This window comes from Nocardia sp. NPDC049935 (assembly GCF_055586645.1).
In genome coordinates, this window is the sequence record NZ_JBVJHV010000004.1 from 158017 (window position 1) to 181659 (window position 23643).

The window sequence follows — 23643 nt, forward strand, 5'->3', positions numbered from 1 at the left end:
CGCCACGAAAACGCAGAAGGAGATCCCGTGTCCGATCGCTCGCTGAACCCTCCGGCAGGCGCCCTGATCCTCGGAGCCGAGCCCGTAGCGGGTGCCGGTGCCGAGGTGCGGTCCGCCGATCCCCGGACCGGAGCACCGCTCGAGCCCGCCTACCGGGCGGCCTCGGTCGCGCAGATCGACCGGGCGTGTGAACTGGCCGAACAGGCTTTTCCGGAGTTCCGGGCGACCACCCCGGAGCAGCGGGCCGGGTTCCTCGAGCGGATCGCGGAACTGCTCGACGAACGCCGTGCGGTGCTGGTCGAGCGGGCGCATCTCGAGACCGCGCTGCCCCTCGCGCGGCTCACCGGTGAGGTCGGCCGCACCAGCGGTCAGCTGCGGTTGTTCGCCGGCGAACTGCGGGCGGGCACCTGGCAGGGCGCCCGGATCGATCCGGGCCGCACCGGTGACGCGCCGCGGGTCGATATCCGGCAGCGCCGCGTGGCGCTGGGACCGGTCGTGGTGTTCGGGGCGAGCAATTTCCCGCTGGCCTTCTCCACCGCGGGCGGCGATACCGCTTCGGCGCTGGCGGCCGGGTGCCCGGTGATCGTCAAGGCGCATCCGGCGCATCTGGGCACCGCGGAACTGGTGGCCCGGGCCGTCGCCGACGCGGTGGCCGATACCGGAATGCCCGTGGGGACGTTCTCGCAGCTCGTGGGCGTCGGGAACGATATCGGGACCCGGCTGGCCGGTGATCCGCGGATTCGCGCGGTCGGGTTCACCGGTTCCCGGCGCGGCGGGCTGGCGCTGGCGGCCGTGGCCGCGGCCCGGCCGGTGCCGATCCCGGTGTACGCGGAGATGAGCAGTATCAATCCGGTGCTGCTGCTGCCCGCGGCGCTGGCCGGGCGGGGCGCCGAACTCGGCGCCGGGTTCGCCGGATCGCTGACCCTCGGCGCGGGCCAGTTCTGCACCAACCCCGGGCTGGTGCTCGCGGTCGAGGGGCCGGGCCTGGACGCGTTCGTCGAGGCGGCGGCCGGTGCGGTCGCCGCGAACGCGGGCGCGGTCATGCTCACCACCGATATCGCCGGACACTACGAAGCCGGGGGCGATGCCCTGGCCGCCCGCGACGGTGTGGGCCAGGTGGCCTGCGGCGCGCGGCCGGAGGGCGCGGCGGCCGCCGCGGCCCGGCTACTGACCGTCGACGGATCGCGGTTCCTCGCCGAACCGGAGCTGCAGGCCGAAGTGTTCGGGGCGACCTCGCTACTGGTCCGCTGCGCGGATACCGCCGAACTCACCGCGGCGGTGCGGGTGCTGGAAGGCCAGCTCACCGCGACCGTCCACGCCGCCGAAGCCGACCATCCGCTGGCCGCGGCGCTGCTGCCGCTGCTGGAGGAGCGGGCGGGGCGCATCCTGTTCGGCGGCTGGCCCACCGGGGTCGAGGTCGGGCACGCGATGGTGCACGGCGGTCCCTTCCCGGCCACCACCGACGCCCGGACGACCTCGGTCGGGACGCTCGCGATCGAGCGTTTCCTGCGACCCGTCGCCTACCAGGACGTACCGGCCGAACTGCTGCCCCCCGAGGTGCGTGACGACAATCCGCTCGGAGTGTGGCGGCGGGTCGACGGCGAACCCGGACGCGCCGCGCTGCCCGGCGTCGCGCACAGCTCGGCGCACCGTGCGTGAGTTCCCGGCCCGCGTCACACCGCCGGCCGTCCCCAGCCCGTTTCCACCGGTCGCCTGCTTTCGGCCAGGCGCCCTCCGCGCATCGCGCACCTGTTGATCGGAGTCACCATCATGGCCTCGCCCGAAATCACCTCGGACCCGCCGCGTCCGGCCGCCGAGCCGGAACTCCGCGGCCGGGCGCCCTCCCGGCCGTGGATGCCGCACCGCGATTCGCTGGTCACCGGTGCGAAAGCGGTCGCCGGAATCGTCGGCCTGTTCGCTGTCTGGCAGTTGCTGGTGGTGCTCTTCGATCCGCCGGAGTACCTGCTGGTGGGCCCGATCTCGGCATTCCAGGAACTCATCGAGCGGCCCGAGTACTTCGCGACCAACACCTTCGTGACCCTGCAGGAGGCCCTCGCCGGATTCGCGCTGGGCACCGCGCTGGGTGTGCTGTGCGGCGCGACGCTGCACTATTCGCCGACGATCCGCAGTTTCCTGTATCCCGCGCTGGTCGCGATCGACACGATCCCCAAGGTGGCGCTGGCGCCGCTGTTCATCGTGTGGTTCGGATTCGGGTTCGAGTCCAAGGCGTTCGTCGCCATGGCGATCGCGTTCTTCCCGCTGGTGATCAACACCTATGACGGGCTGAGTTCGGTACCGCACGAGCTGCAGGAGCTGGCGCGGATCAACCGGGCGTCGCAGTGGAAGAAGATGTCGAAGATCGAGATGATCTACGCGCTGCCGGCGATCTTCTCCGGCGCGAAGATCTCCATCTCCCTGGCCGTCGGCGGCGCCGTGGTCGGCGAGTTCATCGCCGGCTCCAAGGGCCTGGGCTATGTGATCCTGCTCGCCAACAGCCAGGTGGATCTGCCCTCGATGTTCGCGGCCTTCATCGTGCTCGCGGCCATCGCGCTGGCGCTGTTCTTCCTCGTCGATCTGGCGGGACGCAAGTTGATTCCGTGGAAGAAGCACGCGAAATGAGCACGGGATCGGAGATTCGGATGCGCGCACCGCGGCGCCGGCTGGCCGCGATCATCGGGGCGCTGGTACTGGCGCTGGCGCTACCGGGCTGTGCGTCCGGCGGCGGCGAGAACTCGATGACCCTCATGATGGACGTGGGATACCTGCCCAAACACGCCCCGTTCTTCGCGGCCGTGGACCGCGGTTTCTTCGCCGCGGAGGGACTCGACGTCACCATCATGCCGGGGTCGGGCTCCACCAATACTGTCACCTCGGTCGAGACCGGCCGGGTGGACGCCGGATTCGCGGATTTCGGCACCACGGTCCTCAACCAGGGTCGCGGCGCGGCGGTGAAGCAGGTCAACCTGCTCCAGTCCCGGTCCGCGTACGCGGTCGTGGGTCTCGCGGACAGCGGCATCAAGAGCTGGGACGATCTGCGCGGCCGCACCCTGGCCACCGAGGGCGCCGGCGCCATGACCGCGATGTGGCCGCTCGCCCTGAGCCGGCTGGGGTTCACCGATAAGGACGTGAACCTCGTCCACGCGTCCAGCGGGTCGAAGATCCCGGGGCTGATGGCGGGGCAGTGGGACGCCAACCTCGCCCTCTACATCTCCGACGAGCCCGCTATCGACGCTCTGGAACGGCAGGCCGTGGTGCTGAAATGGTCCGATCTCGGGATCGACCTCTACGGCAACGGAATCGTCGTCTCCGACGAGAAGCTGCGCGGCAACCCCGATCAGGTACGCCGGTTCAACCGCGCGCTGCAGAAGGGTTTCCTCTGGTCGTGCGACCACCCGGAGGACGCCGCGCAGGACTTCCAGCGGGAGGTCACCGGTTACGAGATCCCGACCATCGCACTGGCGATCCGCGAACAGTGCTCGCTGAACTGGAATGCCGACGAATCGGTGGACGAATTCGGCGTGATGGACGACGCGGGCGTCGGGAAAGTGCTCGACGTGGCCGAACAGTTCCTCGGCCTGAAACCGAACAGCGGACTCAGCCCGCAAGACATCTACAGCAACGACTTCCTGGAACCGCTGCATCGCGGTGCGGAAATCGCAGCCCCGTAACGATCCAAGCCCCGTAACAGCCGGGCGGAGGGCCCCATGAACAACGAATACGCCATCTCGGTCAACGATGTCGGAGTGACCTATCGGTCCCGCGACGGTCACGACAACACCGTGCTCGAAGGTCTGGACTTCCATGTGAAGCCGGGACAGTTCGTCTCGATCGTCGGGCAGTCGGGTAGCGGTAAGACCACGCTGCTCAAGACGATCTCCGGGCTGCAGCAGCCCACCGCGGGCGAGATCCTGGTCAAGGGCCGTCCGATCGACGACGGGGTCGAGGACATCGCGATGGTGTTCCAGAGTCCGGTCCTGCTGCCGTGGCGCAACAACATCGACAATGTGCTGCTGCCGCTGGAGTTCCGCGGCACCCGCACCGAGGAATCGCGCCGCTACGCCCAGGAACTGCTGGACATGGTCGGGCTCGGCGATCGCGCCAAGCGCTACTCCTACGAGCTCAGCGGCGGGATGCAGCAGCGGGTCGCCATCTGCCGGGCCCTGGTTTCGCGTCCGGAACTGCTGCTCATGGACGAACCGTTCGGCGCGCTCGACGCCATGACCCGCGATTCGATGAATTTCGAGATCCAGCGCATCTGGCAGGCCGCGGGATGCAGCGTCCTGTTCGTCACCCACAGCATCCCCGAGGCGGTCTGGCTCGGGGACCGGGTGGTCGTGGTCGGCGGGCGCCCGGGGCACATCGTCGCCGATATCACCATCGATCTGCCGCGACCGCGCGGTAAGGAACACCGCTACTCGAAGGAGTTCTCCGACTACACCACCGAGATCGAATCCCATATCGGGGTGACCGCCGGTATCAGCTGATATCCCGGCGCCCGAACCCGACACCGATTCCCGTACCGAATCCCGACACCGAAGGCACGAAATGCTGCGTATCACCGCCGACGCCGGCCAGGTAGTACAGACCTACGGACTGGACGCGCGGAAGAGCCTGCTCTTCTCCGCGATCCGCCTCGACTCCTATCCGCTCGTGGCGCCGCTGATCGCGCGGACCGGGGACCGGGAGTATCTGCTGGTCCGCCAGCAGGAGCAGGGCAACGCGCTGTCGGCGGGGGTGCCGAAGGACAAGATCAGGTTCTACGCGCCGTGGGTGACCATCGATCCCCGGGTCGTCGCCGACACCCCGGCCTCGCCGTCGCTCACCGACCTGGTGTCCGAACTCGCGGCGGGCGCGCCGGTGACCCTGGCGGCCGAGGTGGTGTACAGCCACTACCGGGCGCTGGCGGGTGCGGTCGATCTGGTCGCCGAGGAGCAGGCGCCCACGCCGGTGGTCGCCTGGGAGATCGACCAGGACGCGGTCCGCGCCCGGTTCGCCGGATGGCGGGAGGCGGGTATCGGCACCGCGCGGCGAATGATCGAGGGCGTCGCGCACCTGTCCGGGCTGGAGGCGGAGTTCACCGCCGCCGAGGACAGCCGGTACACCGCCCTGCGCGCACTGGTCGCGGACCGTTCGCTCGACGCGCTGCTGATCGCGGCACCGCCGAACTTCACCGAGGTGACCGGATTCGCGCAGCCGGACGCGGCGGTCGCGCTGTGGGTCGCCGAATCCGGGAAGCTGCTGGTGCTGGCGCCGGAGGAGGCCGCCGGGATCGACGGCGCCCGGGGCGAGCGCTATCCCTCGGTGGGTGCCGCCGTCCGTGCCCTCGCCGGCGGTCCGCGGGTGGGTGTCGAGGACGAATGGATCGGAGTGGGCCTGGCCCGCGAGCTCGAACGCGAAGGGGGCGAGCTGGTTCCGGTCTCCCACGAACTCGGGCACTGGCGCGATATCCGCGACCACGAGGATCTCGCCTTCCAGGTGATCGCCGCGCGGACCAGCGTGTACGCCATCGAGGAGGCGCTGGCCTGGGCGGAGGCGGGGCTCGCGGCCGGGCGCGAGTTCACCGAACTCGATATCTACGCGGTGTATCTCGACAAGATCGACGAATTCCGGACGGCCAACGAGATCCCGTTCGGCGTCGAGGCCTACTTCACCAACCTGCATTCCTCCAACCGGATGCTCTTCCCGGGCCCGCCCGTCGACTTCCCGATCAACGCCGAGACGACCTGTATCCAGCTGGACGCGGGGGTGCGGGTGGTCATCGACGGCGTGGTGGTCGCGACCTCCGATATGGCCCGGTCGCTGCCGCGTACCTCGGCGGCGAAGGAGGCCTACGCGTTCTTCTTCGAGGTGGTGCGCGAGGGCATCATCGGGCAGCTCGCGCCCGGCGTGCTGTGCGAGGACGTGCACGAGGGCACCCTGCGCTATCTCGCGCCGCATCTCGACCGGATGGTCGAAATCGGCATGCTCGGCACGGATATCGACTTCGATACCGAATACCGCAAACGCAATGTCGGGCACCTCATGGGCAAACAGGAATCCTTCGCCAACGAACTGCGTCCCGGATACAAGCACGTCCTGCACGTCGGCTCGTACGGGGCGGCCGAGATCCCGTGGCGCTACGAGAACGCCGCCATCGGTACCGAGGATCTCTGGTACATCGGCCGGGATCGCACCTACATCGTCAGCAAGCGCTGAACCACCGGAGCGGAGCGAACAATGACCGATACCACGACCATCATGTCCGATATCCGGGACCGCCTCGCGGCGGCGAACCTGGAACTTCCCCGGCTCGGCGCACCCCGGTACGCCTATGAGGCGACCACCCGGTGGGGTGATCAGCTCTGGGTGTCCGGCCAGATCTCGCGGACCGCGTCCGGGGAGATCCTGGGCGGCCGGGTGGGGGAGACCGCCACCGTCGCGGACGGGATCGCCGCCGCCGAGGTGTGCGCGCTCAACCTGCTGGGCCGGATCGACGACGCCGTCGGGCTGGAGAACGTCGCCCGGGTGCTGAAACTCAATATCTGGGTGGCGGGTGCGGTGGATTTCGCCGACCAGCCCACTGTGGCAGACGGTGCGTCGCGCCTGCTGCGCACCGTGCTCGGCGAGGCGGGAGGGCACGCCCGGACCGCCCTGCCGACCCGGGTACTGCCGCAGGGCGCGCTCGTGGAGCTCGACGCCACGGTGGCCATTCGGGAGTGATCTATGTCACATAAAACTCCTGTCATGGATTCGGGTGCCATCTCGTTCAGAGTGCACGCGAACAGACAGGAGCAACGACATGAAGCACCGCATCATCGTTCTCGGAGCCGGATACGCCGGGGCCTACACCGCCGGTAACCTCGCCCGCCGCCTGCACCCCGACGATGTGGAGATCACGGTCGTCAACGCGGAAGCCGATTTCGTGGAACGGCTGCGCCTGCATCAGCTCGCGGCCGGTCAGGAGTTGCGGCGCTACCCACTGGCAGAGGTGTTCGCCGGGACGGGAATCCGGCTGCGCACCGCGTACGTCACCGGGGTCGACGCCGACGACCGTACCGTCACCGTGACGGACGACGCCGGGACCGAGAAACTCGGATACGACACCCTGCTCTACACACTGGGCAGCACCATCGCCGATCACGGTGTGCCCGGGGCGGCCGAACACGCCTTCCACGTCGCGGGCCGGCCGGCCGCGCTGCGCCTGCGGGCCCGGCTGGACGAACTGGACGGGCACGGGACGGTCGTGGTCGTGGGCGGCAACTTGACCGCGATCGAGGCCGCCACCGAATTCGCCGAATCCCGGCCCGGCCTGCGGGTCGAACTGGTCACCAGCGGTGAACTGGGCGGCTGGCTGAGCCCGCGCGCGCGGCGGCATCTGCTGGCCGCGTTCGAGCGGTTCGGGATCACGGTGCACGAGCACGCCACCGTGACGCGGGTCGACGCGACCGGTGTCGTGACCGCCGACGGGTCCGTGATCTCCGGTGATGCCACGGTGTGGGCGGCGGGGTTCGGTGTAGACACCCTGGCTGCCGCGAGCGGACTCGCGGTCGAGGACACCGGGCAGATCACCGTCGACCGGATGATGCGGTCGGTCTCGCATCCCGACGTCTACGCGGCCGGCGACAGTGCGTTCGTGCTCGGCGAGAACGGCCGGCCGCTGCCGATGTCGTGCGCGTCGGCGGGATTCACCAGTATGCAGGCGTCGGCGGCGATCATCGGCGATCTCACCGGGCGCACGATCGGCACGACATCCCTGCTGTACGTGGGCAACCACATCAGCCTCGGCCGCCGGGACGGCATCGTCCAAGCGGTCGGCAAGGACGCGCGGTCGACATCGTGGTCGCTGCGCGGCCGGGCCGCCGCGCGATTCAAAGCGGCCGTGCTGGGCGCGAATCCGTGGAGTCTCACCCATCCGACCTGGGGTCTTCCGGCGCGCCGGCATCACCTGACAGCCGCGTCGGCCCGGACCGGCAGGGCGGTCGCGGCCTAGGCTGATGCTCATGGACACCGCCACCGTGGCGCGATTCGAGGCCGGCCGGGCCCGGCTGGCCTCGTTGGCGTACCGTCTGCTCGGTTCGGCCGCCGACGCCGAAGATGTGGTGCAGGACGCGTTCCTGCGCTGGCAGGCCGCCGACCGCGAGTACATCGAGACGCCGGACGCGTGGCTGACCAAGGTGGTCACCAATCTGTCGCTGGACCGGTTGCGGTCCGCGCAGGCGCGGCGGGAACGCGCCGCGGGGGCCTGGCTGCCGGAACCGCTGCTCGACGGCGACCCGATGCTCGGCCCGGCCGAGACCGCCGAACAGCGCGAATCGGTGACCTTCGCGGTCCTGCGGTTGCTCGAGACGCTCGGGCCGGTGGAGCGGGCCGTATACGTTCTGCGGGAGGCGTTCTCGCACAGTCACGCCGAGATCGCCGATATCCTCGAGATCACCGAATCGGCGAGCCAGCAGCACGCGCACCGCGCCCGGCGCCGGATCACCGCCGGTCGCGAGGCCGCCGAGGTCGACCTCGCCGCCGCGCGCCGGATCGTGGAGGAGTTCGTCGCCGCCGCGTCCTCGGGGCGGACCGAACGGCTGGTGGCATTGCTGACCGACGACGCGACCGCGCTCACCGACGGCGCGGGTCTCTCCGAATCGCTGCGCCTGGTCCCGACGCCGGAGAAGATCGCCGCCATGACCCGGGCGGGCTTCGTGCCGACCCCGGCGAAACGACGGCTCGTCGGCGCCCCGGTGTCGATCTACGCCGGGGTGGTCAACGGATCGCCCGCGATGATCGCCGCGACCGCGCAGCGGGTGATGGGAGTGGTGGTACTGGAGGTGCGCGGTGGCAAGATCGCCGCGGTCGCCGGGATGGCCTCCCCGTCGAGGACCGGCCGGGTGAACGAGCAGTGGCAGCGCGGCGGTCACCCGGATCCGCTCGTCGAGGCCTGGTGACGCGGAAGGGCTTCGGTGCGGAGGTTGCCGAATTCGCCGCCGCTGATTGACTGGCGGGTATGAGTGACAAGCGTTCCGGCACGTGGCGATCGACCGTGCTCGCCGCCACGCTGGTCGGATTCCTGTGTGGAACAGCGGTGCTGGTGGTCTCGCTCGTGTGGTGGCAGACCGGATGGTTCTGGGCCGGGTTGATCGTGGCCCCGACACTGATGGGAACGTTGACGGGCCTGGCCGCGTCTCGCTTCGGCTTCCGGCTGCGGCGGGTGCCGCGGTAGCGCGGATCAGCCGGCGTGGGCGGCGTAGATATGCCGGGCGACCTCGTCGCGCATGGCGGTGAAGCCGGGGTCGGCGCGGATCGTGGTGAACGAGGCGTCGGCGAGATCGTCCTTGAAGGCGGTGGGTTCGTCGTAGATGATCCGGCCCGGGCGGGTGCCCATCACGATCACGCGGTTGCCCAGGAGCAGCGCCTCGTCGATACCGTGCGTGACGAACAGGATGGTTTTGCGGCGCTCCCGCCACAGGGTGAGTAGCTCGCCCTGCAGTTTCTCCCGGGTGAGGGCGTCGAGCGCGCCGAAGGGTTCGTCCATCAGGACGATACCGGGATCGTTGATCAGCACGCGCGCGATCTGGGCGCGCTGCTGCTGCCCGCCGGACAGTTCGTAGGGTTTGCGCCGTCCCAGCCCGTCGAGCCCGACCAGGGCCAGCAACCGATCCGCCTCGGCGGTCCGCGTCGCGCGCGCGATACCGCGCACCGCCGGGCCGAATTCGACGTTCTTGCGCACCGACAGCCACGGATACAGCGTGGGCTGCTGGAACACCACACCGCGTTCCGGGCCGGGTCCGTCGACGGTGCGGTCACCGACTCGCACGGTGCCGGCGGTCGGCGGCAGGAATCCGGCCAGGATGTTCAGCAGTGTCGTCTTCCCGCAGCCGGAAGGGCCCACCACGCAGACGAACTCACCGCCGCCGATCGTGAGATCGGTGGGCGCGAGCACCTCGGTGGGGCCTTCCGCGCCGGGATAGGTCTTGGTGACGCCGGTCAGCGTCACCCGGTGCGAGTCGGTCACCGCGCGGCCGCCCGCGCGGCATCGGGGTAGAGGGCCGCGCGATAGGCCTTCGCGTCGCCGACGGCCGCGATACCGCCCTGGGTCAGCAGGAATTCGGCAGTGCTGCGGAGAGAATCGGCGAAGGCGCCGCCCAGAAACTCCGGGCCGGCCTGCGCCGCGGCGTCCGGATAGGTGTACCCGGCCAGTTGCGAGCGCGCCGCCCCGGGATCGATACCGAGCTGCGCGGCCAGCGAGACCGCTGCCTCCTCGGGATTGTCGCGGAGCTGCGCGATCGCGTAGTCCTGCACTTTCGCCCAGACGGCCGCGAACGCGGCGTTCCGATCGAGGAAGTCGGTGGTCGCGGCGGCGACATCGAAGGTGGGCGCACCCTGGGCGGCGGTCTCGGCGCTGGAGGTGACGACCGTACCGCCGGATTCGACGAGTTTCGACAGGGTCGGGTCCCAGACCCACGCGGCGTCGATCTGGTCGCCGTTCCAGGCGCCGGGAATCGCCTCGGGCTGCATATTGATCAGATTCACCTGACCGCCCAACCCGGCCCGGTCGAGCGCGGCGAGCAGGCTGTAGTGCGCGGTGCTGCCGAAAGGCGTCGCGACCCGCTTACCCCGCAAACCGGCCAGGGCGGTCACCGAATCGTCCTTGACGACCAGCGATTCCGATGTCCCGATCACATCGTGGATCCACAGCACCCGGACCGGCAGATTCAGCGGCGCCGATACCGCCTTGGTGGCGGGGCTGGACCCGAGCGTGCCGATATCGATACTGCCCGCCCCGAACGCCTGCACCACATCGGCTCCCGAGGAGAACTGATTCCAGGTGATGGTGGCACCCGGCAGGCACGCCTCGAGCAGACCGCGATCCTTGACGTACAGGTCGGCATTGGGGATGGCCTGGTAGCCGATCCGCGCGGTGCCGGTGATCGCGGTATCCGGGGCGAACGGGCAGGCCGCGGCGGCGCCCTCGGTACCGGTATCGCCGCGCCCGGATTCCACGCAACCGGCGGTGGCGGCCGCGGTCAGGGTCAGGACCGCCGCCAGGGCCGTACGGAATCTGTGCTTCATGCTCTGCCTTTCCAGGGGACCGCCACATCACCGGCGAATTTGATGATCGAATCGAGAACCAGTGCCGCGCAGCCGATGACGATGATGCAGGCGATGGTCAGCGGGGTGTCGAGTTGCGTGCCCGAGATATAGGCGAGCCCGCCGATACCGGGGATCCCGTTGTTCAATTCGGCGGCGACCACGGTGGTCCAGGCGAACGCGGTGGCGATCCGGATACCGCCGATCACCTCGGGCAGGGTCGCGGGCAGCACGACCCGCGCGATCACCTGGCCGCGGCCCGCGCCCAGTGAGCGGGCGGCGTGCAGATAATCCTGCCGGACCCCCGCCACACCGTTGAGAGTGGCGATGGCTATCGGCGGGAACGCCGCCAGGAACAGCAGCCAGATCTTGGAGACGTCGCCGATACCGAACCAGACGATCAGCAGGCCGATATAGCCCAGCGGCGGCAGCGCACGCAGGAAGTTCAGGATCGGTTCGGTGATCAGCCGGACCGGGGTCAGCATGCCCATCACGAACCCGGCCGGTGGTCCGGCGAGGACGGCCAGCCCCACGCCCGCGCCGATGCGCTGCAGGCTGGCGGCGAGATGCTCCCACAGGTAGTAGTTCTGTTCGCCGATCACCATGCGGTCGATTCCCGGCGCGAGCCGGTGCCTGGTGCCGGCCCGGACGAAGGCGTCCCACACCGCGCCCGGTGACGGCAGGTACAGGGGGTCGACCAGGCCGGCGGCGGTCACCAGGGTCCACGTGCCCAGCACCAGGGCGAGGGCCGCGAGACGGGTCAGGACCGGGCGGATCAGCCGCCGGTAGCGCGCACCGGCCGCCGGTGCCGCGGGAGCCGCGGCGGTGTCCGGTGTCGTGGTGGCCGTACTCATCGGCCACCCCTGGTACAGCACCCCGCGTCGGTCACGCCACACTCCACATATCCGCCCCGACAGGGCCACCGGACCGGCCGTCGACGATCGGCCGGAGTCGCGAAGGTACCGAGCCGGACCGGGGATCCGGGAGGGTTGCGCGCGGCGTGAGCGGAATACCGGCCTTTACGATCCGGTGCGCGGGGCCAGCCCTGCTACCGCGAGCCGGAAGAGCCGGTCCGCCCGGTCGGCGGCGTCGGGATAGGACTCGGTGGCCAGGGTGATTCCGACGATCAGCGTGATCAGTTCCGCCACGGTGAGCTCCGGCGCGACGGCGCCGTCTGTCACGGCCCGCTCCAGCAGCGGGGCGGCGGCCAGTTCCAGGGCCGCCGAGCAGGCGTTGTCGTGGATCGATTCGGGGTCGGCTCCGTCGTAGCTCAGGGCGGCGGCGAGTCCGCGGGCGGCGACGCAGTAGGCGACGAGTTCGTGCAGCCAGGTCAGCAGCGCGCCGCGGCTGTCCCTGTCGCCGCACAGTTCGCGCGCCCGGTCGCCCAGGGCCTCGACCCGCTGCCGGGACACCGCTTCCAGCAGGGCGCGCCGCGTCGGGAAGTGGCGGCGCACGGTCGCCGAGCCGACGCCGGCGGTCCGGGCGATCTGTTCCAGCGAGGCGGCCGCGCCGTGTGCGGCCACCTCGGCCTCGGCCACCGCGAGGATGCGGGTGTAGTTGCGCCGGGCGTCGGCACGCTGGGTATCGGGCATGGCGTCCTCTCCGGGGTTGCTAAACGGCGGGCCCCGCCATATCGTAGCGTGGACTAAACGGCGGGCCCCGCCGTTTAGTGTTCCGCTCGAATCAGAGGAGCAGTGCTATGCCCGAAAAATCCGAACCGGTCCTGGTCACCGGGGCCACCGGCAAGCAGGGCGGAGCCACCGTGCGCGCCCTGCGCGCGGCCGGAGTGCCGGTGCGCGCGCTGGTGCGCGACCCGTCCGGCGAACGGGCCCGCGCCATCGCGGCGCCGGGGGTGGAACTGGTCGCCGGTGATCTCGGTGACCGCGAATCGGTGACCCGGGCCGCGCAGGGCGCCCGCGCGGTCTTCTCCGTGCAGATGCCCCCGGTGACGGCGGCGGGTTTCGATTTCGACGGGGAAGTGGTGCAGGGCATCAATCTCATCGAGGGCGCGGCGGCCGCCGGGGTCGAGCAGTTCGTGCACACCTCGGTCAGCGGCGCCGGGCAGCACACCGAACTCCCCGGCTGGGCCGAAGGCCGCTGGGCGGCACTGGCACCCAGTCTGGGGGCCAAGGCCGCGATCCAGGACCGGCTCCGCACGGCGGGATTCCGCCACTGGACGCTGCTGAAGCCGGGCTTCTTCATGGAGAACTTCCTGCCCTCGATGGCCTACCTGTTCCCCCGTGGGGTGGAAGGTGGCCTGGTGGGAGTGTTGAAGCCCGACGCCCGTCTATCGCTGGCCGCGGTCGACGATATCGGGGCGGCGGCGGCCGCGGCGGTGCTGGCGCCGGAGCGGTTCGACCGGGTCGAACTCGAGCTGGCGAGCGACTATCTGACCATGTCCGAGATCGCCGAGGTCCTCACCCGGGTTCTCGGTACACCCGTGGTCGCACCGGATATGACCGAGGAACAGGCCTTCGCCGCCGGAATGCCGCCCATGGGCGCCGGTCTGGAGTTCATCAATGTGGTCGGGCAGCCCGGCCGGCCGGAGTACGCCCGGGCCCTGGGCCTCTCGCTCACCGGCTTCGGGGAATGGGCCGCCCGGTATATGCGAGCGGACTCCTGAGATCGTCCGGACCGGCCGCCGCCGCGCCGCCGGTCCGGTTTCTCGCAGGGCCGGGCCCCCGCGCGGGAGTTACAGCGCGCCGAGGAACTCCCAGGTGCGCTGTTCGTCCTCGGCGCCGCCCAGCTCGGTCTGGGTGACCAGCAGTTCGGTGGCGCCCGCGTCGGCGTACCGGCGCAATTCCGCCTCGACCTCGGCCTCGGTGCCGATCACCGCCAGCTCGGCCGCACGCGCGACACCCTCGCGCTCGAGGATCGCGCGATAGGACGGAATACCGTCGTAGAAGGCCAGTTGCTCGGCGGCGCGGGCGCGCACCCGGTCGGGGTCGGAGGTCACCACGACCGCCACCCCCGCGATCACCCGGGGCGCCGGGCGGCCCGCGGCCCGCGCGGCGGCCTGGATCCGGGGCACGATGTGTTCGCTCAGGGAGCGCGGGCCCGCCAGGAACGGGACGGTGCCGTCGGCGAGTTCGCCGGTCACCGCCAGGGCCTGCGGGCCCATGGCCGCGACGACGATATCGGGACCGTCACCACCCGCGACCGCGGCGGGCAACCGGGTGGCGGCCGTGAGGGTCTCGCCCGTGAAATCGACGGTGCCGGTGGTGAGTACGGAACGCAGGACCGTCAGATATTCCCGCAGGCGGCGGATCGGGCGTTCGGTCACCAGACCGAACGCGGGCTCCTCCAGGTCCGCGGCGCCGAGACCGATTCCCAGGGTGAATCTGCGGTGGGACGCCGCGTGGGCGGTCTGTGCCTGCGCCGCCACCACCAGTGGATGGCGGGGATTGATCGGTACCACCGAGGTCCCGACCCGCAGCCCCGGAACGGCGGCCCCGACCACCGCGGCGACGGAGAGCGCGTCGGTATCGAAGCGCTGCGCGAACCAGGCGCGGTCTATTCCGGCCCGCTGCGCGGTGCGGGCGCGGTCGACGACATCGTCGACGGCATTGATCGCGCCGGGACGCGGTTGGAGGGCGATTCCGACAGGTGCGGTGAACGACATGCCCGCCGCAACCCCCGGCCGGGTGGGAAGTATTCCGGCGCCGCCCCATTGGAATCGGCCTGAATATGAACGGCGACAACGCTGCCCGGCCTCCCTAGCGTGGGCACGACCACCCGGATCGCCGGTCGATCGCGAGACCTGGTGTGCCGACGGGTGAAGGATCGGATTTCTCATGAGCGCAGTCGCATCGGTCGGCGACACCGGCACCGCCGGGGCGCCGGCGACGGACGACGAGTCGACCCTGCCCGTGGCGCGGACCCGGCACCCCTGGCGCTGGGTGGTATCGGCGGTGGCGCTGGTGCTGGTCGCCCAGTTCGTGCACGGGCTGGTCACCAACCCCGGCTGGGACTGGCCGACCTTCGCCGAATACTTCACCGCCGACGCGGTACTGAAATCGCTGCGGGTGACCGTGGAGCTGACCCTGTACGGCACCCTGCTGGGCTTCTTCCTCGGGATCTGGCTCGCCATCGGCCGGCTCTCGCACAACCCGGTTCTGCAGGTGATCTCGTGGACCTACGTCTGGGCGTTCCGGTCGATCCCGCTGATCGTGCAACTACTGTTCTGGTTCAACCTCGCCTACCTCTATCGCACCCTCACCATCGGGATACCGTTCGGGCCCGGCTTCGTCTCCTTCGATGTGAACGGGGTGATCAGCGGATTCGGCGCCGCCGTGATCGGACTGGCACTGCATCAGGCCGCCTACGCCGCGGAGATCATCCGGGCCGGCATCATCTCCGTCGATCCCGGTCAGGTGGAGGCGGCCAAATCGCTCGGACTGCCGTGGCGGCGGCAGTTCTTCACCATCGTCGCGCCGCAGGCGATGCGCGGTATCCTGCCGAACGCCGTGAACGAGGTGATCAGCCTGTTCAAGGGCACCTCGATCGTCTCGGTGATGGCCATCGCCGAGCTCTTCTACCAGGTGCAGGTGATCTTCGGGCGTAACGGGCGCGTGGTGCCGCTGCTCATGGTCGCGACCGTCTGGTACATCGTGCTGACCACCATCCTCACCGTCGTGCAGTACTACATCGAACGCCATTTCGCGAAGGGCAGCGAACGCGAACTCCCGCCGACCCCGCTGCAGCGGGTCCGCCGCACTCTCGCCGAGATCACCGGGGGCCGGCGATGACCACCGCCCCCGAAGACGTCGAATTCGCTGTCGAACTGCGTGGTATCCGGAAATCGTTCGGTGGTGTGGAGGTGCTGCGCGGTATCGACCTGGCGGTGCGGACCGGTGAGGTCACCGTGATCGTCGGACCCTCCGGCTCCGGGAAATCCACCCTGCTGCGGACCATCAACCATCTGGAGAAGGTGGATGCCGGCACGGTCCGGGTGGCGGGCGAACTGGTCGGCTACCGGCGTCGCGGGAACACACTGCGCGAACTGCCCGAACGCGAGATCCTGCGGCAGCGCTCCCGGATCGGGTTCGTTTTCCAGAACTTCAATCTCTTCCCGCATCTCACCGTGCGCGAGAACATCGCGCTGGCCCCGGTCGCGGCGCAGGGCCGCGATCGCGCCGCCGCGCGGGCCGCCGCGACCGGTCTGCTGGACCGCGTCGGGCTCGCGGACAAAGCCGACGCCTACCCGCGGCAGCTGTCGGGCGGACAGCAGCAGCGGGTCGCCATCGCGCGGGCCCTGGCCCTGCGCCCGCGGGTGATCCTGTTCGACGAACCCACCTCCGCGCTCGATCCCGAACTCGTAGGCGAGGTGCTCGACGCCATCCGCGGTCTCGCGGAGGACGGCGCCACCCTGGTGATCGTCTCGCATGAGATCGGGTTCGCCCGTGAAGTCGCCGACACCGTCGTATTCCTGGACGCCGGCCGCATCGTGGAGCAGGGTCCGCCGCACCGCGTGCTCGACGCCCCCGAACATCCCCGTACCCAGGCCTTTCTGGCGCACGTGCTGTGACCGTGACACCACCGGAACCCGAACAGAGGACATCAGATGCGTTTGCACCGAACCGGACGGCGGATCGCCGTACTGGTCGCCGCGCTCACCGCGGTGGCGCTCACCGCCGGCGCCTGTGGTGGCGGCGGCGAGGCCGGCAACGAGGTGCGCACCCCCGACGGCCAGGTCTTCGATCTGTCTCCGGAACAGCCCACCCGGGTGCGCACCGAGAAGGTCGACGCCCTCGCCGCACAGGTCCCGAAGGCCATCCGGGACCGGGGCGCCCTGGTGGTCACGGGTTCGGCGACCACGGGCCCGCCGCTGCGGTTCCACGCCACCGACGACCGCACCCTCGTCGGATCCGAGGTCGATTTCGCCTATCTGATCGCCGATATCCTCGGGCTCCGGCTCGAGGTACTCGCCGCCGACTGGTCGCAGAACTTCGTGAAGATCGACTCCGGTGAGGTGGACGCGTTCATCTCCAATGTGACCGTCACCGAGGAACGGAAACAGAAATACGATTTCGCGACCTACCGGCTCGACAATATCGCCCTGGAGGTCCCGGAGGACACCGACTGGACCTACACCGACCGCACATCGCTGGCGGGTAAACGGATCGGTGTCGGCAGCGGCACCAACCAGGAACAGCTGCTGGTCGAATGGAACGAGAAGAATATCGACGAGGGCCTGCCCGCCATCGATATCGCCTACTACCAGCAGGCCACCGACTACTACCTGGCGCTGTCCTCGCACCGTATCGACGGGTACCTCGGACCCAACCCGGTGGCCGTCTATCATTCGGCGACCTCCGGCGATACGAAGATCGCGGCGACCCTCTCCGGGGCGGGAGAGGCGCTACAGGCCGAGATCGCGGTGGCGACGAAGAAGGACAACGGCCTGATCGCCGCGATACACGCGGCGCTGCAGCACGCCATCGATACCGGCGCCTACCAGCGGGTGATCGACCGGTGGGGACTGCGCAGCGAGGTGGTGGCAGAGTCGAGGATCAACCCACCCGGGTTGCCGAAACCGGAGGGATGAGCCCATGCGCCGTATCGTCCACGTCGGCCAGCGGGATCCGCTGGCCGCGCCGCTGCTGGCCGAGCTGGCGGTCGAATACAGCAGCCGCTACGGCAGCACCGTCGACGCGGTCCACCACGATCTGACGACCCACCCCGCCGACGACTTCGCGCCACCCGGCGGCGATCTGCTGGTGATCGTCGAGGACGCGCAGCCGATCGCCGGCGGCGCCTTCCGCCGCTACGACGCCGACACCGCGGAACTCAAGCGGATCTGGACCGCGCGCACCCATCGCCGCCGGGGCCTGGGCCGGCTGGTGCTGGCCGAACTGGAAGCCGAGATCGCCCGCCGCGGCTACCGGCGGATCTTCCTCACCACCGGCCCGCGTCAACCCGAGGCCGTGGCGCTGTACAACGCGGCCGGCTACACCCCGCTGGCCCGTGACATCGTCGTCGACATCGGTGCGCTGCATCCGTTCGAGAAGTACCTGGAGGTCGCGGAGAACACCCGGTCCACCGGTGACGCCGAAGCCCACGTATGAGTGAGTCCCCGGCGCCGGTCCGGCGGTCGGCAGGATACCGGGTGGCGCGGGTGTGTGAGGCTAGCGCGGGGCCGGTGCGGAGGTCCGGGCGTCGCGGCCTCCTTTCAACCAGACGGTGGAACCCGGGCGGCCGGCTTCGCGGCGGAGCTGCCACAGCGTACTCCGGCAGACCGCTTCCTTGATCCCGGCCGCGATCCGGCCGCCGAGAACGACGTTCACCGGGGTGTCGTCGCGGCGGGCGGTCTGGATGAGGGCGTCGCCGCGGCCGAGGCCGATGCAGGAGCCGATGAAGGCCTGATCGATCGGGGCCGGGGAAGTCCCGGCGATCCGGGCGAGCACGGTATCGGCGGCCTGCGCGCCCAGCGGGTTCGCGGCCTGGCAGCTCATCCGCAGTGGATGACCCGAGGGCGCGGCGGCATCGCCGGCGGCTACCACCCGGTCGTCGTCGATGCTGGTGAGGGTTTCGTCGGTGCGCAGCCGGCCCAGTTCGTCGGTCTCGAGGCCGCTGGCGCGGGCCAGTTCCGGTACTCCGAATCCGGCGGTCCAGACGGTGACCGCGCTCGGCAGCGTGGTGCCGTCGGCCAGGACGACCGAATCGGCGCGGACTTCGGCGACCGAGTCGGTCTCGCGCACGTCCACGTGATGGCGTGCCAGGCGTTTCGCCGCCGACCGGCGCCCGGCCGGGCTCAGTGCCGGCGCCAGCGCGCCCCCGCACACCAGCCGGACGGTCCGGCCGCGGTCCGCGAGTTCCACGGCCGTCTCCAGCCCGGTCAGGCCGGCGCCGACCACCGTCACCGGCGCATCCTCCCGTACCCGCCAGAGGGCGGCGCGCAGCCGTTCGGCCTGTTCGAGTTCGGCGATCGGGTAGGCGAACTCGGCGGCCCCGGGTATCGCGGAGAGGTCGGCGGCGGTACTGCCCACGGCGTAGACGAGATAGTCGTAGGTGAGGGTGTCACCGGCGGCCAGCTGGACGGTGCGGGCGGCGGTGTCGATCCGGGTCGCGCTGTCGACCACCAGGGCGATGCCCGCCCCGAGCAGCGAATCGTAGTCCGTGACGGCCGTACCGGTCCCCGCGGCGAGCTGGTGCAGCCGGATCCGCTGCACGAAATCCGGGCGGGGGTTCACCAGGGTGATATCGATGGCGGTGCCGCCGCGCAGGCGGTTGGCCGCCAGCGTTCCGGCGTAACCGCCGCCGATCACGACCACATGGGTGCGCTGCTGGGACATGGTGGCTCCGTTCTCTCGGGTCCTCGTCCGATAGACGACGCCGAGCGGCCGGCCGTGACGCACTGTGACCGTTGTCATCACCCGGGCGGACCGAACCGCGTTGCCGGGAGCCGCGGGCCGCGCCCGGTCGCCGCGCGTATGTCGGTGCCCGTTGCTAACTTTCGCCCCGACGCGCAACGACGACGAGCGGGACCGAGCATGACCACACCGACCACCACCCCGGCGACCACCACCTATCTGGAACTCTCCGAGGACGGAGGTTCGGCCCACAAGTTCTACGAGGTCGTCGTGGACGGCACCCGGGTCACCATCCGGTACGGGCGGATCGGGGAGAGCGGGCAGAGCAAGGTCAGTTCCTTCGCGGACGCGCAGAAGGCGCAGGCGGCGGCGAACAAGAAGGTCGCCGAGAAGATCCGCAAGGGGTACGCGGCCGCCGTGCGGGGTGCGCGGGCGGCCCGGCCGGTCACCCGGCGGGCCATCACCAGCCGGACCTCCACCGCCCGCACCGCACCGGTGCTGTGGACCTTCGACTCCGGGGCCGCCGCGTTCGGGATCTTCATCGACTCCGAGCGGTGCTGGGTCGGCAACGAGAACGGGGACGTGTTCACCCTGACCCCCGACGGCGAGGTCACCGGCCGGTTCCGGCTGCCCGACGCGGTGAAATGCATCGTCGCCGACGATTTCTGGATCTACGCGGGGTGCGATGACGGCCGCGTCTACGACCTGTCCGGAAAGGTGCCGCGAGCCGCCTACGATATCGCCACCGACGTCGATATCTACTGGCTCGATATCCACGACGGCATCCTCGGGGTCTCCGATGTGCAGGGCGGTCTCACCGTGATCGACCACGAGGAGGAATCGCTGTGGACCCGCCGCAGCGACGGCAACTCCGGCTGGATGGTGCGGATCGACGCCGACGGCGTCTACCACGGGCACTCCGGTGGTGTGACGAAATACGACCTGATCAGCGGTAATCATCGCTGGCACCGCAGTGTCGGCGGCGCCGTCCTGTTCGGCTGGCAGGAACCCGACGCCGTCTACGCGGGCACCACCCACAACCAGGTCCGGATGGTGGGCAAGGACGGCAGCGCCGATCGGGCGTTCCAGTGCGATGCCGCGGTGTACTCGTGCGCGGCCTCTCCGGACGGGCGCTATGTCTTCGCCGGTGACAACTACTCGTCGGTCTACTGTTTCGACGCCGAGGGCCGGCGGATCTGGAAACTCGGCACCGGTTGTGGTTCGGCGTACTCGATGCAGTACCACGACGGCAAGCTGTACCTGGTCACCACGAACGGCACCCTGGCCTGCCTCGATGTGAGCGAGATCGCGGTCCGCGACGCCGAACAGGGCGTGGTACCCCGAGCCGTGTCGATCAAGGCGCCGGAACTGGTGGCGGTGGTGCCCAGCAGTACGGTGGAGGTCGTCACCGATTCCGGTGACGGCATCGTCGTCGAATGCGTCGATGTGCAGGGGCGGTTGCGGGTCCATATCGTCTCCCCGGGATACCGCCGGGAATGGAATGTGCAGTTCCCCCGGGATATCCGGCAGGCCGGGGCCCGCTACGTGGTCGACGGTGTCGCGGAATCGGCGCGTGGTGGGTTCTACCGGGTGCGCGGTGATATCCGCCGGTTGTCCTGACCCCGAGGGTCGAGCGGTTGCGGGGTCGCGGGGCCGAACGCCGGGCGGGTGGGCGCCGATTCCCCACGGATCACGCTGAATACAACGCTGTCCCGGGCTCCGTATGCGGTCCTACCGTCGAAAAGTGGTATCGCACAACGGCCCCCGGCGCCGTCACCTGAAGACGGTCACCGGCGTGAGCGGCGGCGCGGATATCTACGCGGCGGCCGTCGATCCGCGGCAATCCACCCTGGAACGCGCGGTGGAGGTCGCGAAGACGGCCGAGCGGCACCGGTTCGACGCGCTCTTCGCGGCCGATCTGCTGGCCTTCGGCGCCCAGGGCGCGATCGGCGCCCAGGAGCCGCTGATCTACCTGTCGGCGCTCAGCGCGGTGACCTCCCGGATCGGCCTGATCGCGACCGTCACCACGACCTTCCATCACCCGTACAACCTGGCCCGGCTGTTCGGCACGCTCGACCATGTGAGCAACGGCCGTGCGGCCTGGAACGCCGTGACCTCCTCGCTGGGGGAGGAGAACTACGGCAGCGGGGAACTGCCGGGTCCCGAGGAACGCTATGCGCGCGCCACCGAATCGCTGGAGGTGGTGAACGCGCTCTACGACTCGTGGCAGGAGGGGGCGTTGCGCGCGGACGGGCGCGGTGGCGCGGTACTGGACCCCACGCGGGTGCGCCCGATCGACCACAAGGGCCGGTACTTCACCGTGCGCGGGCCGTTGAACATCCCGCCCTTGCCGCAGCGGCGGCCGGTGCAGTTCCAGGCCGGGCAGTCGGCGGGCGGGGTGGAACTGGGCGCCCGGTTCGCCGAGGTCGTGTTCACCTCGCTCACCACCCTCGACGACGCCCGCGCCTATACCGCCGGTATCCGCGGCCGGGCCCGCGAACTGGGACGCGCCGAAGGACTGCCCTATATCTTCAGCTCCTTGCACGCCACCTACGGCGCGTCCGAGGCCGAGGTCGCCCGCCTGCTGCGCGAGGACGAGGAAGCCTTCGATCTCGAGGCGGGCCGCGCGGTGCTCGAGGATATGCTCGGCGGCGGTGTGGATCTCTCGGGTCTGCCGCTGGACCGGCCCCTTCCGGAAACACTGCTGCCCGATCCGGGTTCGGTGCGCCGCCGCCGCGGCCGGGTGGAGATATTCGGCCGGCTCGCCGCCTCGGGCCGGACGCTGCGGGAACTGATCCTGGAAGCCCGGCACACCGGGCACTGGTCGGCGGCGGGTACACCGGAACAACTGGCCGACGCGGTCGAGGAGCGCTACCGCGCGGGAGTGCTCGATGTGATCTCCCTGGGCGGTCTCGACAATCCCCGCACCCGCGATTTCGTCGTGAACGGACTGCTGCCGGAACTGCGACGCCGCGATATCGTCGGCGCCGACTATCTGGGCGCCACCTTCCGCGAGAACCTGGAACTGCCGCCGCTGCCCGAGCCGGTGCCGGTGGGCCGGTAGCCCGCAACACGCAAACGCGCTGGTCTCCGCTTCGACCGGCTTCGCGACGTATCGTTGACCCACGCGGCCCCTGGGCCGTGCCGCTCGTACGTATTCGAGGACCCGGCACAGATCCCGGCCCGCAGGCGTGCCGGTGACCATCAGAAGGGGCAACCGGTATGTGCACCACATTCAGGATCGAGACCGCCGAGCGCGATGTGATCGTCGGCCGCACCATGGAATTCGGCCTGGACCTCGGGTCTCGGCTGGTGGTGGTGCCGCGCGGGCAGGAATTCCGGGGGCACAGCCCGGACCCGTCGATACCCGGGCTGTCCTGGACCGGCGCGTACGGAATCGTCGGAATGGACCTGTTCGGCCGCGACTGCCTGGTGGACGGAATGAACGAGGCGGGCCTGTATTTCGGCGCCCTGTACCTGCCGGGCTTCTCGCGGTACCAGGAGGTTCCGGCGGGCCGGGAACCCGAATCGCTGTCCCAGCTGCACGATGTGGGCAACTATCTACTGTCCACCTGCGCTTCGGTGGCCGAGGCGAAACGCGCCCTCGGAGACGTCCTGGTGTGGGGTGCGCCGGCGCCCGGCCGCGCGGAGCCGGTGGGTCTGCACTACGCCCTGCACGACCGCGACGGCGAGGCGCTGGTGATCGAATACGTCGACGGGCAGTTGCGTATCCACGACAACCCGCTGGGCGTGATGACGAACTCGCCGCCCTTCGACTGGCACCTGCTGAACCTCGGCAACTATGTCAACCTGTCGGCGACCAATGTCCCCGAACTCGAACTCACCGGATACGACGTCCGGGCGCTCGGACAGGGCAGCGGACTGCTCGGGTTGCCCGGCGATTTCACGCCGCCGTCGCGATTCGTGCGGGCCGTCGCGCTCAGCCGGTCGGCGAAGACGACCGCGAACGCCGCCGACGGCGCGGTGCTGGCGTCGCATATCGTCAACAGCTTCGATATCACCAAGGGGCTGGTGCGCGGGGAAGAGAACGGACAGGAGTCCGACGAGTACACCGAATGGTCGGTCCTGGCCGATCTCGGCAGCCGGCACTATTTCGTCCGGTACTACGAGCACCCGGCCTGGCACCGGGTGGACTTCTCGGCGATCGACTTCCGGCACGGCGATATCACCCGGTTGGATACCTCCGAATCCCGCTGGTTCGTCGATGTTTCCGTACCCGCGCCCTCGGGCGCCGCCGCCCGCTGATCCGCCG

At 70.0% G+C, this 23643-nt stretch carries 23 protein-coding genes; 17 read left to right on the forward strand and 6 right to left on the reverse strand.

The window, feature by feature from the left end; genetic code table 11:
• The first annotated feature begins 27 nt into the window (after window positions 1–27).
• From ACZ6SF_RS17460 to ACZ6SF_RS17500, 9 genes are all read left to right on the forward strand, one after another.
• Complete coding sequence (locus ACZ6SF_RS17460) at window positions 28–1659, forward strand: aldehyde dehydrogenase (NADP(+)) (protein WP_466063166.1); 1632 nt, start codon at window positions 28–30, stop codon at window positions 1657–1659.
• A 111-nt stretch (window positions 1660–1770) separates the two neighbouring features.
• Window positions 1771–2619: an ABC transporter permease gene (locus tag ACZ6SF_RS17465; protein WP_466063167.1), complete on the forward strand. Its 849-nt coding sequence runs from the start codon at window positions 1771–1773 to the stop codon at window positions 2617–2619.
• Entirely contained in the window at window positions 2616–3668 is a 1053-nt protein-coding gene (locus tag ACZ6SF_RS17470) for an ABC transporter substrate-binding protein (protein ID WP_466063168.1), read from the forward strand. Before ACZ6SF_RS17465 ends, ACZ6SF_RS17470 begins: the two co-directional genes overlap by 4 nt.
• A gap of 36 nt (window positions 3669–3704) precedes the next feature.
• Complete coding sequence (locus tag ACZ6SF_RS17475; protein WP_466063169.1) at window positions 3705–4484, forward strand: ABC transporter ATP-binding protein; 780 nt, start codon at window positions 3705–3707, stop codon at window positions 4482–4484.
• Window positions 4485–4545: 61 nt separating this feature from the next.
• Window positions 4546–6195 (forward strand): aminopeptidase P family N-terminal domain-containing protein, encoded by a 1650-nt coding sequence (locus ACZ6SF_RS17480; RefSeq protein ID WP_466063170.1) that lies wholly within the window; start codon window positions 4546–4548, stop codon window positions 6193–6195.
• Between the two features lie 21 nt (window positions 6196–6216).
• On the forward strand, window positions 6217–6699 hold the full coding sequence (locus ACZ6SF_RS17485; protein WP_466063171.1) for a RidA family protein: 483 nt from the start codon (window positions 6217–6219) through the stop codon (window positions 6697–6699).
• Window positions 6700–6778: 79 nt separating this feature from the next.
• On the forward strand, window positions 6779–7969 hold the full coding sequence (locus tag ACZ6SF_RS17490) for an NAD(P)/FAD-dependent oxidoreductase (RefSeq protein WP_466063172.1): 1191 nt from the start codon (window positions 6779–6781) through the stop codon (window positions 7967–7969).
• A gap of 10 nt (window positions 7970–7979) precedes the next feature.
• The gene (locus ACZ6SF_RS17495; RefSeq protein ID WP_466063173.1) at window positions 7980–8915 is read left to right on the forward strand and encodes a sigma-70 family RNA polymerase sigma factor; all 936 of its coding nucleotides are present in this window, start codon (window positions 7980–7982) and stop codon (window positions 8913–8915) included.
• Between the two features lie 59 nt (window positions 8916–8974).
• Window positions 8975–9190, forward strand: coding sequence for a hypothetical protein (locus tag ACZ6SF_RS17500; protein ID WP_466063174.1), 216 nt, complete (start codon window positions 8975–8977; stop codon window positions 9188–9190).
• Window positions 9191–9196: 6 nt separating this feature from the next.
• Here the strand turns inward: ACZ6SF_RS17500 and ACZ6SF_RS17505 are convergent, their stop codons facing one another.
• The 4 genes from ACZ6SF_RS17505 to ACZ6SF_RS17520 all read right to left on the reverse strand — a co-directional run bounded on the left by ACZ6SF_RS17505 (window position 9197) and on the right by ACZ6SF_RS17520 (window position 12650).
• Window positions 9197–9982, reverse strand: a complete 786-nt coding sequence (locus ACZ6SF_RS17505) for an ABC transporter ATP-binding protein (RefSeq protein WP_466063175.1) — start codon at window positions 9980–9982, stop codon at window positions 9197–9199.
• Entirely contained in the window at window positions 9979–11040 is a 1062-nt protein-coding gene (locus ACZ6SF_RS17510) for a taurine ABC transporter substrate-binding protein (RefSeq protein ID WP_466063176.1), read from the reverse strand. The genes ACZ6SF_RS17505 and ACZ6SF_RS17510 overlap by 4 nt, the downstream gene beginning before the upstream one ends.
• Window positions 11037–11912, reverse strand: coding sequence for an ABC transporter permease (locus tag ACZ6SF_RS17515; protein ID WP_466063177.1), 876 nt, complete (start codon window positions 11910–11912; stop codon window positions 11037–11039). The genes ACZ6SF_RS17510 and ACZ6SF_RS17515 overlap by 4 nt, the downstream gene beginning before the upstream one ends.
• 165 nt (window positions 11913–12077) lie before the next feature.
• On the reverse strand, window positions 12078–12650 hold the full coding sequence (locus ACZ6SF_RS17520; protein ID WP_466063178.1) for a TetR/AcrR family transcriptional regulator: 573 nt from the start codon (window positions 12648–12650) through the stop codon (window positions 12078–12080).
• A gap of 107 nt (window positions 12651–12757) precedes the next feature.
• On the opposite strand from ACZ6SF_RS17520, the gene ACZ6SF_RS17525 reads away from it, so the two are divergent.
• Entirely contained in the window at window positions 12758–13681 is a 924-nt protein-coding gene (locus ACZ6SF_RS17525; protein ID WP_466063179.1) for an NmrA family NAD(P)-binding protein, read from the forward strand.
• Window positions 13682–13750: 69 nt separating this feature from the next.
• On the opposite strand, the gene ACZ6SF_RS17530 is transcribed toward ACZ6SF_RS17525, so the two are convergent.
• Window positions 13751–14680 carry a TIGR03564 family F420-dependent LLM class oxidoreductase gene (locus tag ACZ6SF_RS17530; protein ID WP_466063180.1) on the reverse strand — a complete coding sequence of 310 codons (930 nt, stop codon included), beginning with the start codon at window positions 14678–14680 and terminating at the stop codon, window positions 13751–13753.
• 172 nt (window positions 14681–14852) lie between these two features.
• On the opposite strand from ACZ6SF_RS17530, the gene ACZ6SF_RS17535 reads away from it, so the two are divergent.
• Genes ACZ6SF_RS17535 through ACZ6SF_RS17550 form a run of 4 tightly spaced genes read left to right on the forward strand, consistent with a single transcriptional unit; the run spans window position 14853 to window position 18125 of the window.
• Entirely contained in the window at window positions 14853–15806 is a 954-nt protein-coding gene (locus tag ACZ6SF_RS17535; protein WP_466063181.1) for an amino acid ABC transporter permease, read from the forward strand.
• On the forward strand, window positions 15803–16585 hold the full coding sequence (locus ACZ6SF_RS17540; protein ID WP_466063182.1) for an amino acid ABC transporter ATP-binding protein: 783 nt from the start codon (window positions 15803–15805) through the stop codon (window positions 16583–16585). Before ACZ6SF_RS17535 ends, ACZ6SF_RS17540 begins: the two co-directional genes overlap by 4 nt.
• Before the next feature lie 36 nt (window positions 16586–16621).
• Complete coding sequence (locus ACZ6SF_RS17545) at window positions 16622–17605, forward strand: ABC transporter substrate-binding protein (RefSeq protein ID WP_466063183.1); 984 nt, start codon at window positions 16622–16624, stop codon at window positions 17603–17605.
• Between the two features lie 4 nt (window positions 17606–17609).
• The gene (locus ACZ6SF_RS17550) at window positions 17610–18125 is read left to right on the forward strand and encodes a GNAT family N-acetyltransferase (RefSeq protein WP_466063185.1); all 516 of its coding nucleotides are present in this window, start codon (window positions 17610–17612) and stop codon (window positions 18123–18125) included.
• Window positions 18126–18185: 60 nt separating this feature from the next.
• On the opposite strand, the gene ACZ6SF_RS17555 is transcribed toward ACZ6SF_RS17550, so the two are convergent.
• On the reverse strand, window positions 18186–19352 hold the full coding sequence (locus ACZ6SF_RS17555) for an NAD(P)/FAD-dependent oxidoreductase (protein ID WP_466063186.1): 1167 nt from the start codon (window positions 19350–19352) through the stop codon (window positions 18186–18188).
• Between the two features lie 198 nt (window positions 19353–19550).
• On the opposite strand from ACZ6SF_RS17555, the gene ACZ6SF_RS17560 reads away from it, so the two are divergent.
• The 3 genes from ACZ6SF_RS17560 (at window position 19551) to ACZ6SF_RS17570 (ending at window position 23636) form a co-directional block, all read left to right on the forward strand.
• Window positions 19551–20990, forward strand: a complete 1440-nt coding sequence (locus ACZ6SF_RS17560; RefSeq protein ID WP_466063188.1) for a WGR domain-containing protein — start codon at window positions 19551–19553, stop codon at window positions 20988–20990.
• Window positions 20991–21114: 124 nt separating this feature from the next.
• Window positions 21115–22434, forward strand: coding sequence for an NtaA/DmoA family FMN-dependent monooxygenase (locus ACZ6SF_RS17565; protein ID WP_466063189.1), 1320 nt, complete (start codon window positions 21115–21117; stop codon window positions 22432–22434).
• 158 nt (window positions 22435–22592) lie between these two features.
• Complete coding sequence (locus ACZ6SF_RS17570) at window positions 22593–23636, forward strand: linear amide C-N hydrolase (RefSeq protein WP_466063190.1); 1044 nt, start codon at window positions 22593–22595, stop codon at window positions 23634–23636.
• Window positions 23637–23643 lie beyond the last annotated feature (7 nt).

Excerpts from the sequence above, each read along its gene's own strand:
- ACZ6SF_RS17555 (WP_466063186.1), bottom strand. The coding sequence starts at position 19,352 with ATGTCCCAGCAGCGCACCCATGTGGTCGTGATCGGCGGCGGTTACGCC.
- ACZ6SF_RS17545 (WP_466063183.1), top strand. The coding sequence starts at position 16,622 with ATGCGTTTGCACCGAACCGGACGGCGGATCGCCGTACTGGTCGCCGCG.
- ACZ6SF_RS17500 (WP_466063174.1), top strand. The coding sequence starts at position 8,975 with ATGAGTGACAAGCGTTCCGGCACGTGGCGATCGACCGTGCTCGCCGCC.
- ACZ6SF_RS17480 (WP_466063170.1), top strand. The coding sequence starts at position 4,546 with ATGCTGCGTATCACCGCCGACGCCGGCCAGGTAGTACAGACCTACGGA.
- ACZ6SF_RS17485 (WP_466063171.1), top strand. The coding sequence starts at position 6,217 with ATGACCGATACCACGACCATCATGTCCGATATCCGGGACCGCCTCGCG.
- ACZ6SF_RS17535 (WP_466063181.1), top strand. The coding sequence starts at position 14,853 with ATGAGCGCAGTCGCATCGGTCGGCGACACCGGCACCGCCGGGGCGCCG.
- ACZ6SF_RS17470 (WP_466063168.1), top strand. The coding sequence starts at position 2,616 with ATGAGCACGGGATCGGAGATTCGGATGCGCGCACCGCGGCGCCGGCTG.
- ACZ6SF_RS17510 (WP_466063176.1), bottom strand. The coding sequence starts at position 11,040 with ATGAAGCACAGATTCCGTACGGCCCTGGCGGCGGTCCTGACCCTGACC.
- ACZ6SF_RS17540 (WP_466063182.1), top strand. The coding sequence starts at position 15,803 with ATGACCACCGCCCCCGAAGACGTCGAATTCGCTGTCGAACTGCGTGGT.
- ACZ6SF_RS17570 (WP_466063190.1), top strand. The coding sequence starts at position 22,593 with ATGTGCACCACATTCAGGATCGAGACCGCCGAGCGCGATGTGATCGTC.
- ACZ6SF_RS17525 (WP_466063179.1), top strand. The coding sequence starts at position 12,758 with ATGCCCGAAAAATCCGAACCGGTCCTGGTCACCGGGGCCACCGGCAAG.
- ACZ6SF_RS17560 (WP_466063188.1), top strand. The coding sequence starts at position 19,551 with ATGACCACACCGACCACCACCCCGGCGACCACCACCTATCTGGAACTC.
- ACZ6SF_RS17530 (WP_466063180.1), bottom strand. The coding sequence starts at position 14,680 with ATGTCGTTCACCGCACCTGTCGGAATCGCCCTCCAACCGCGTCCCGGC.
- ACZ6SF_RS17515 (WP_466063177.1), bottom strand. The coding sequence starts at position 11,912 with ATGAGTACGGCCACCACGACACCGGACACCGCCGCGGCTCCCGCGGCA.
- ACZ6SF_RS17550 (WP_466063185.1), top strand. The coding sequence starts at position 17,610 with ATGCGCCGTATCGTCCACGTCGGCCAGCGGGATCCGCTGGCCGCGCCG.
- ACZ6SF_RS17475 (WP_466063169.1), top strand. The coding sequence starts at position 3,705 with ATGAACAACGAATACGCCATCTCGGTCAACGATGTCGGAGTGACCTAT.
- ACZ6SF_RS17495 (WP_466063173.1), top strand. The coding sequence starts at position 7,980 with ATGGACACCGCCACCGTGGCGCGATTCGAGGCCGGCCGGGCCCGGCTG.
- ACZ6SF_RS17490 (WP_466063172.1), top strand. The coding sequence starts at position 6,779 with ATGAAGCACCGCATCATCGTTCTCGGAGCCGGATACGCCGGGGCCTAC.
- ACZ6SF_RS17465 (WP_466063167.1), top strand. The coding sequence starts at position 1,771 with ATGGCCTCGCCCGAAATCACCTCGGACCCGCCGCGTCCGGCCGCCGAG.
- ACZ6SF_RS17520 (WP_466063178.1), bottom strand. The coding sequence starts at position 12,650 with ATGCCCGATACCCAGCGTGCCGACGCCCGGCGCAACTACACCCGCATC.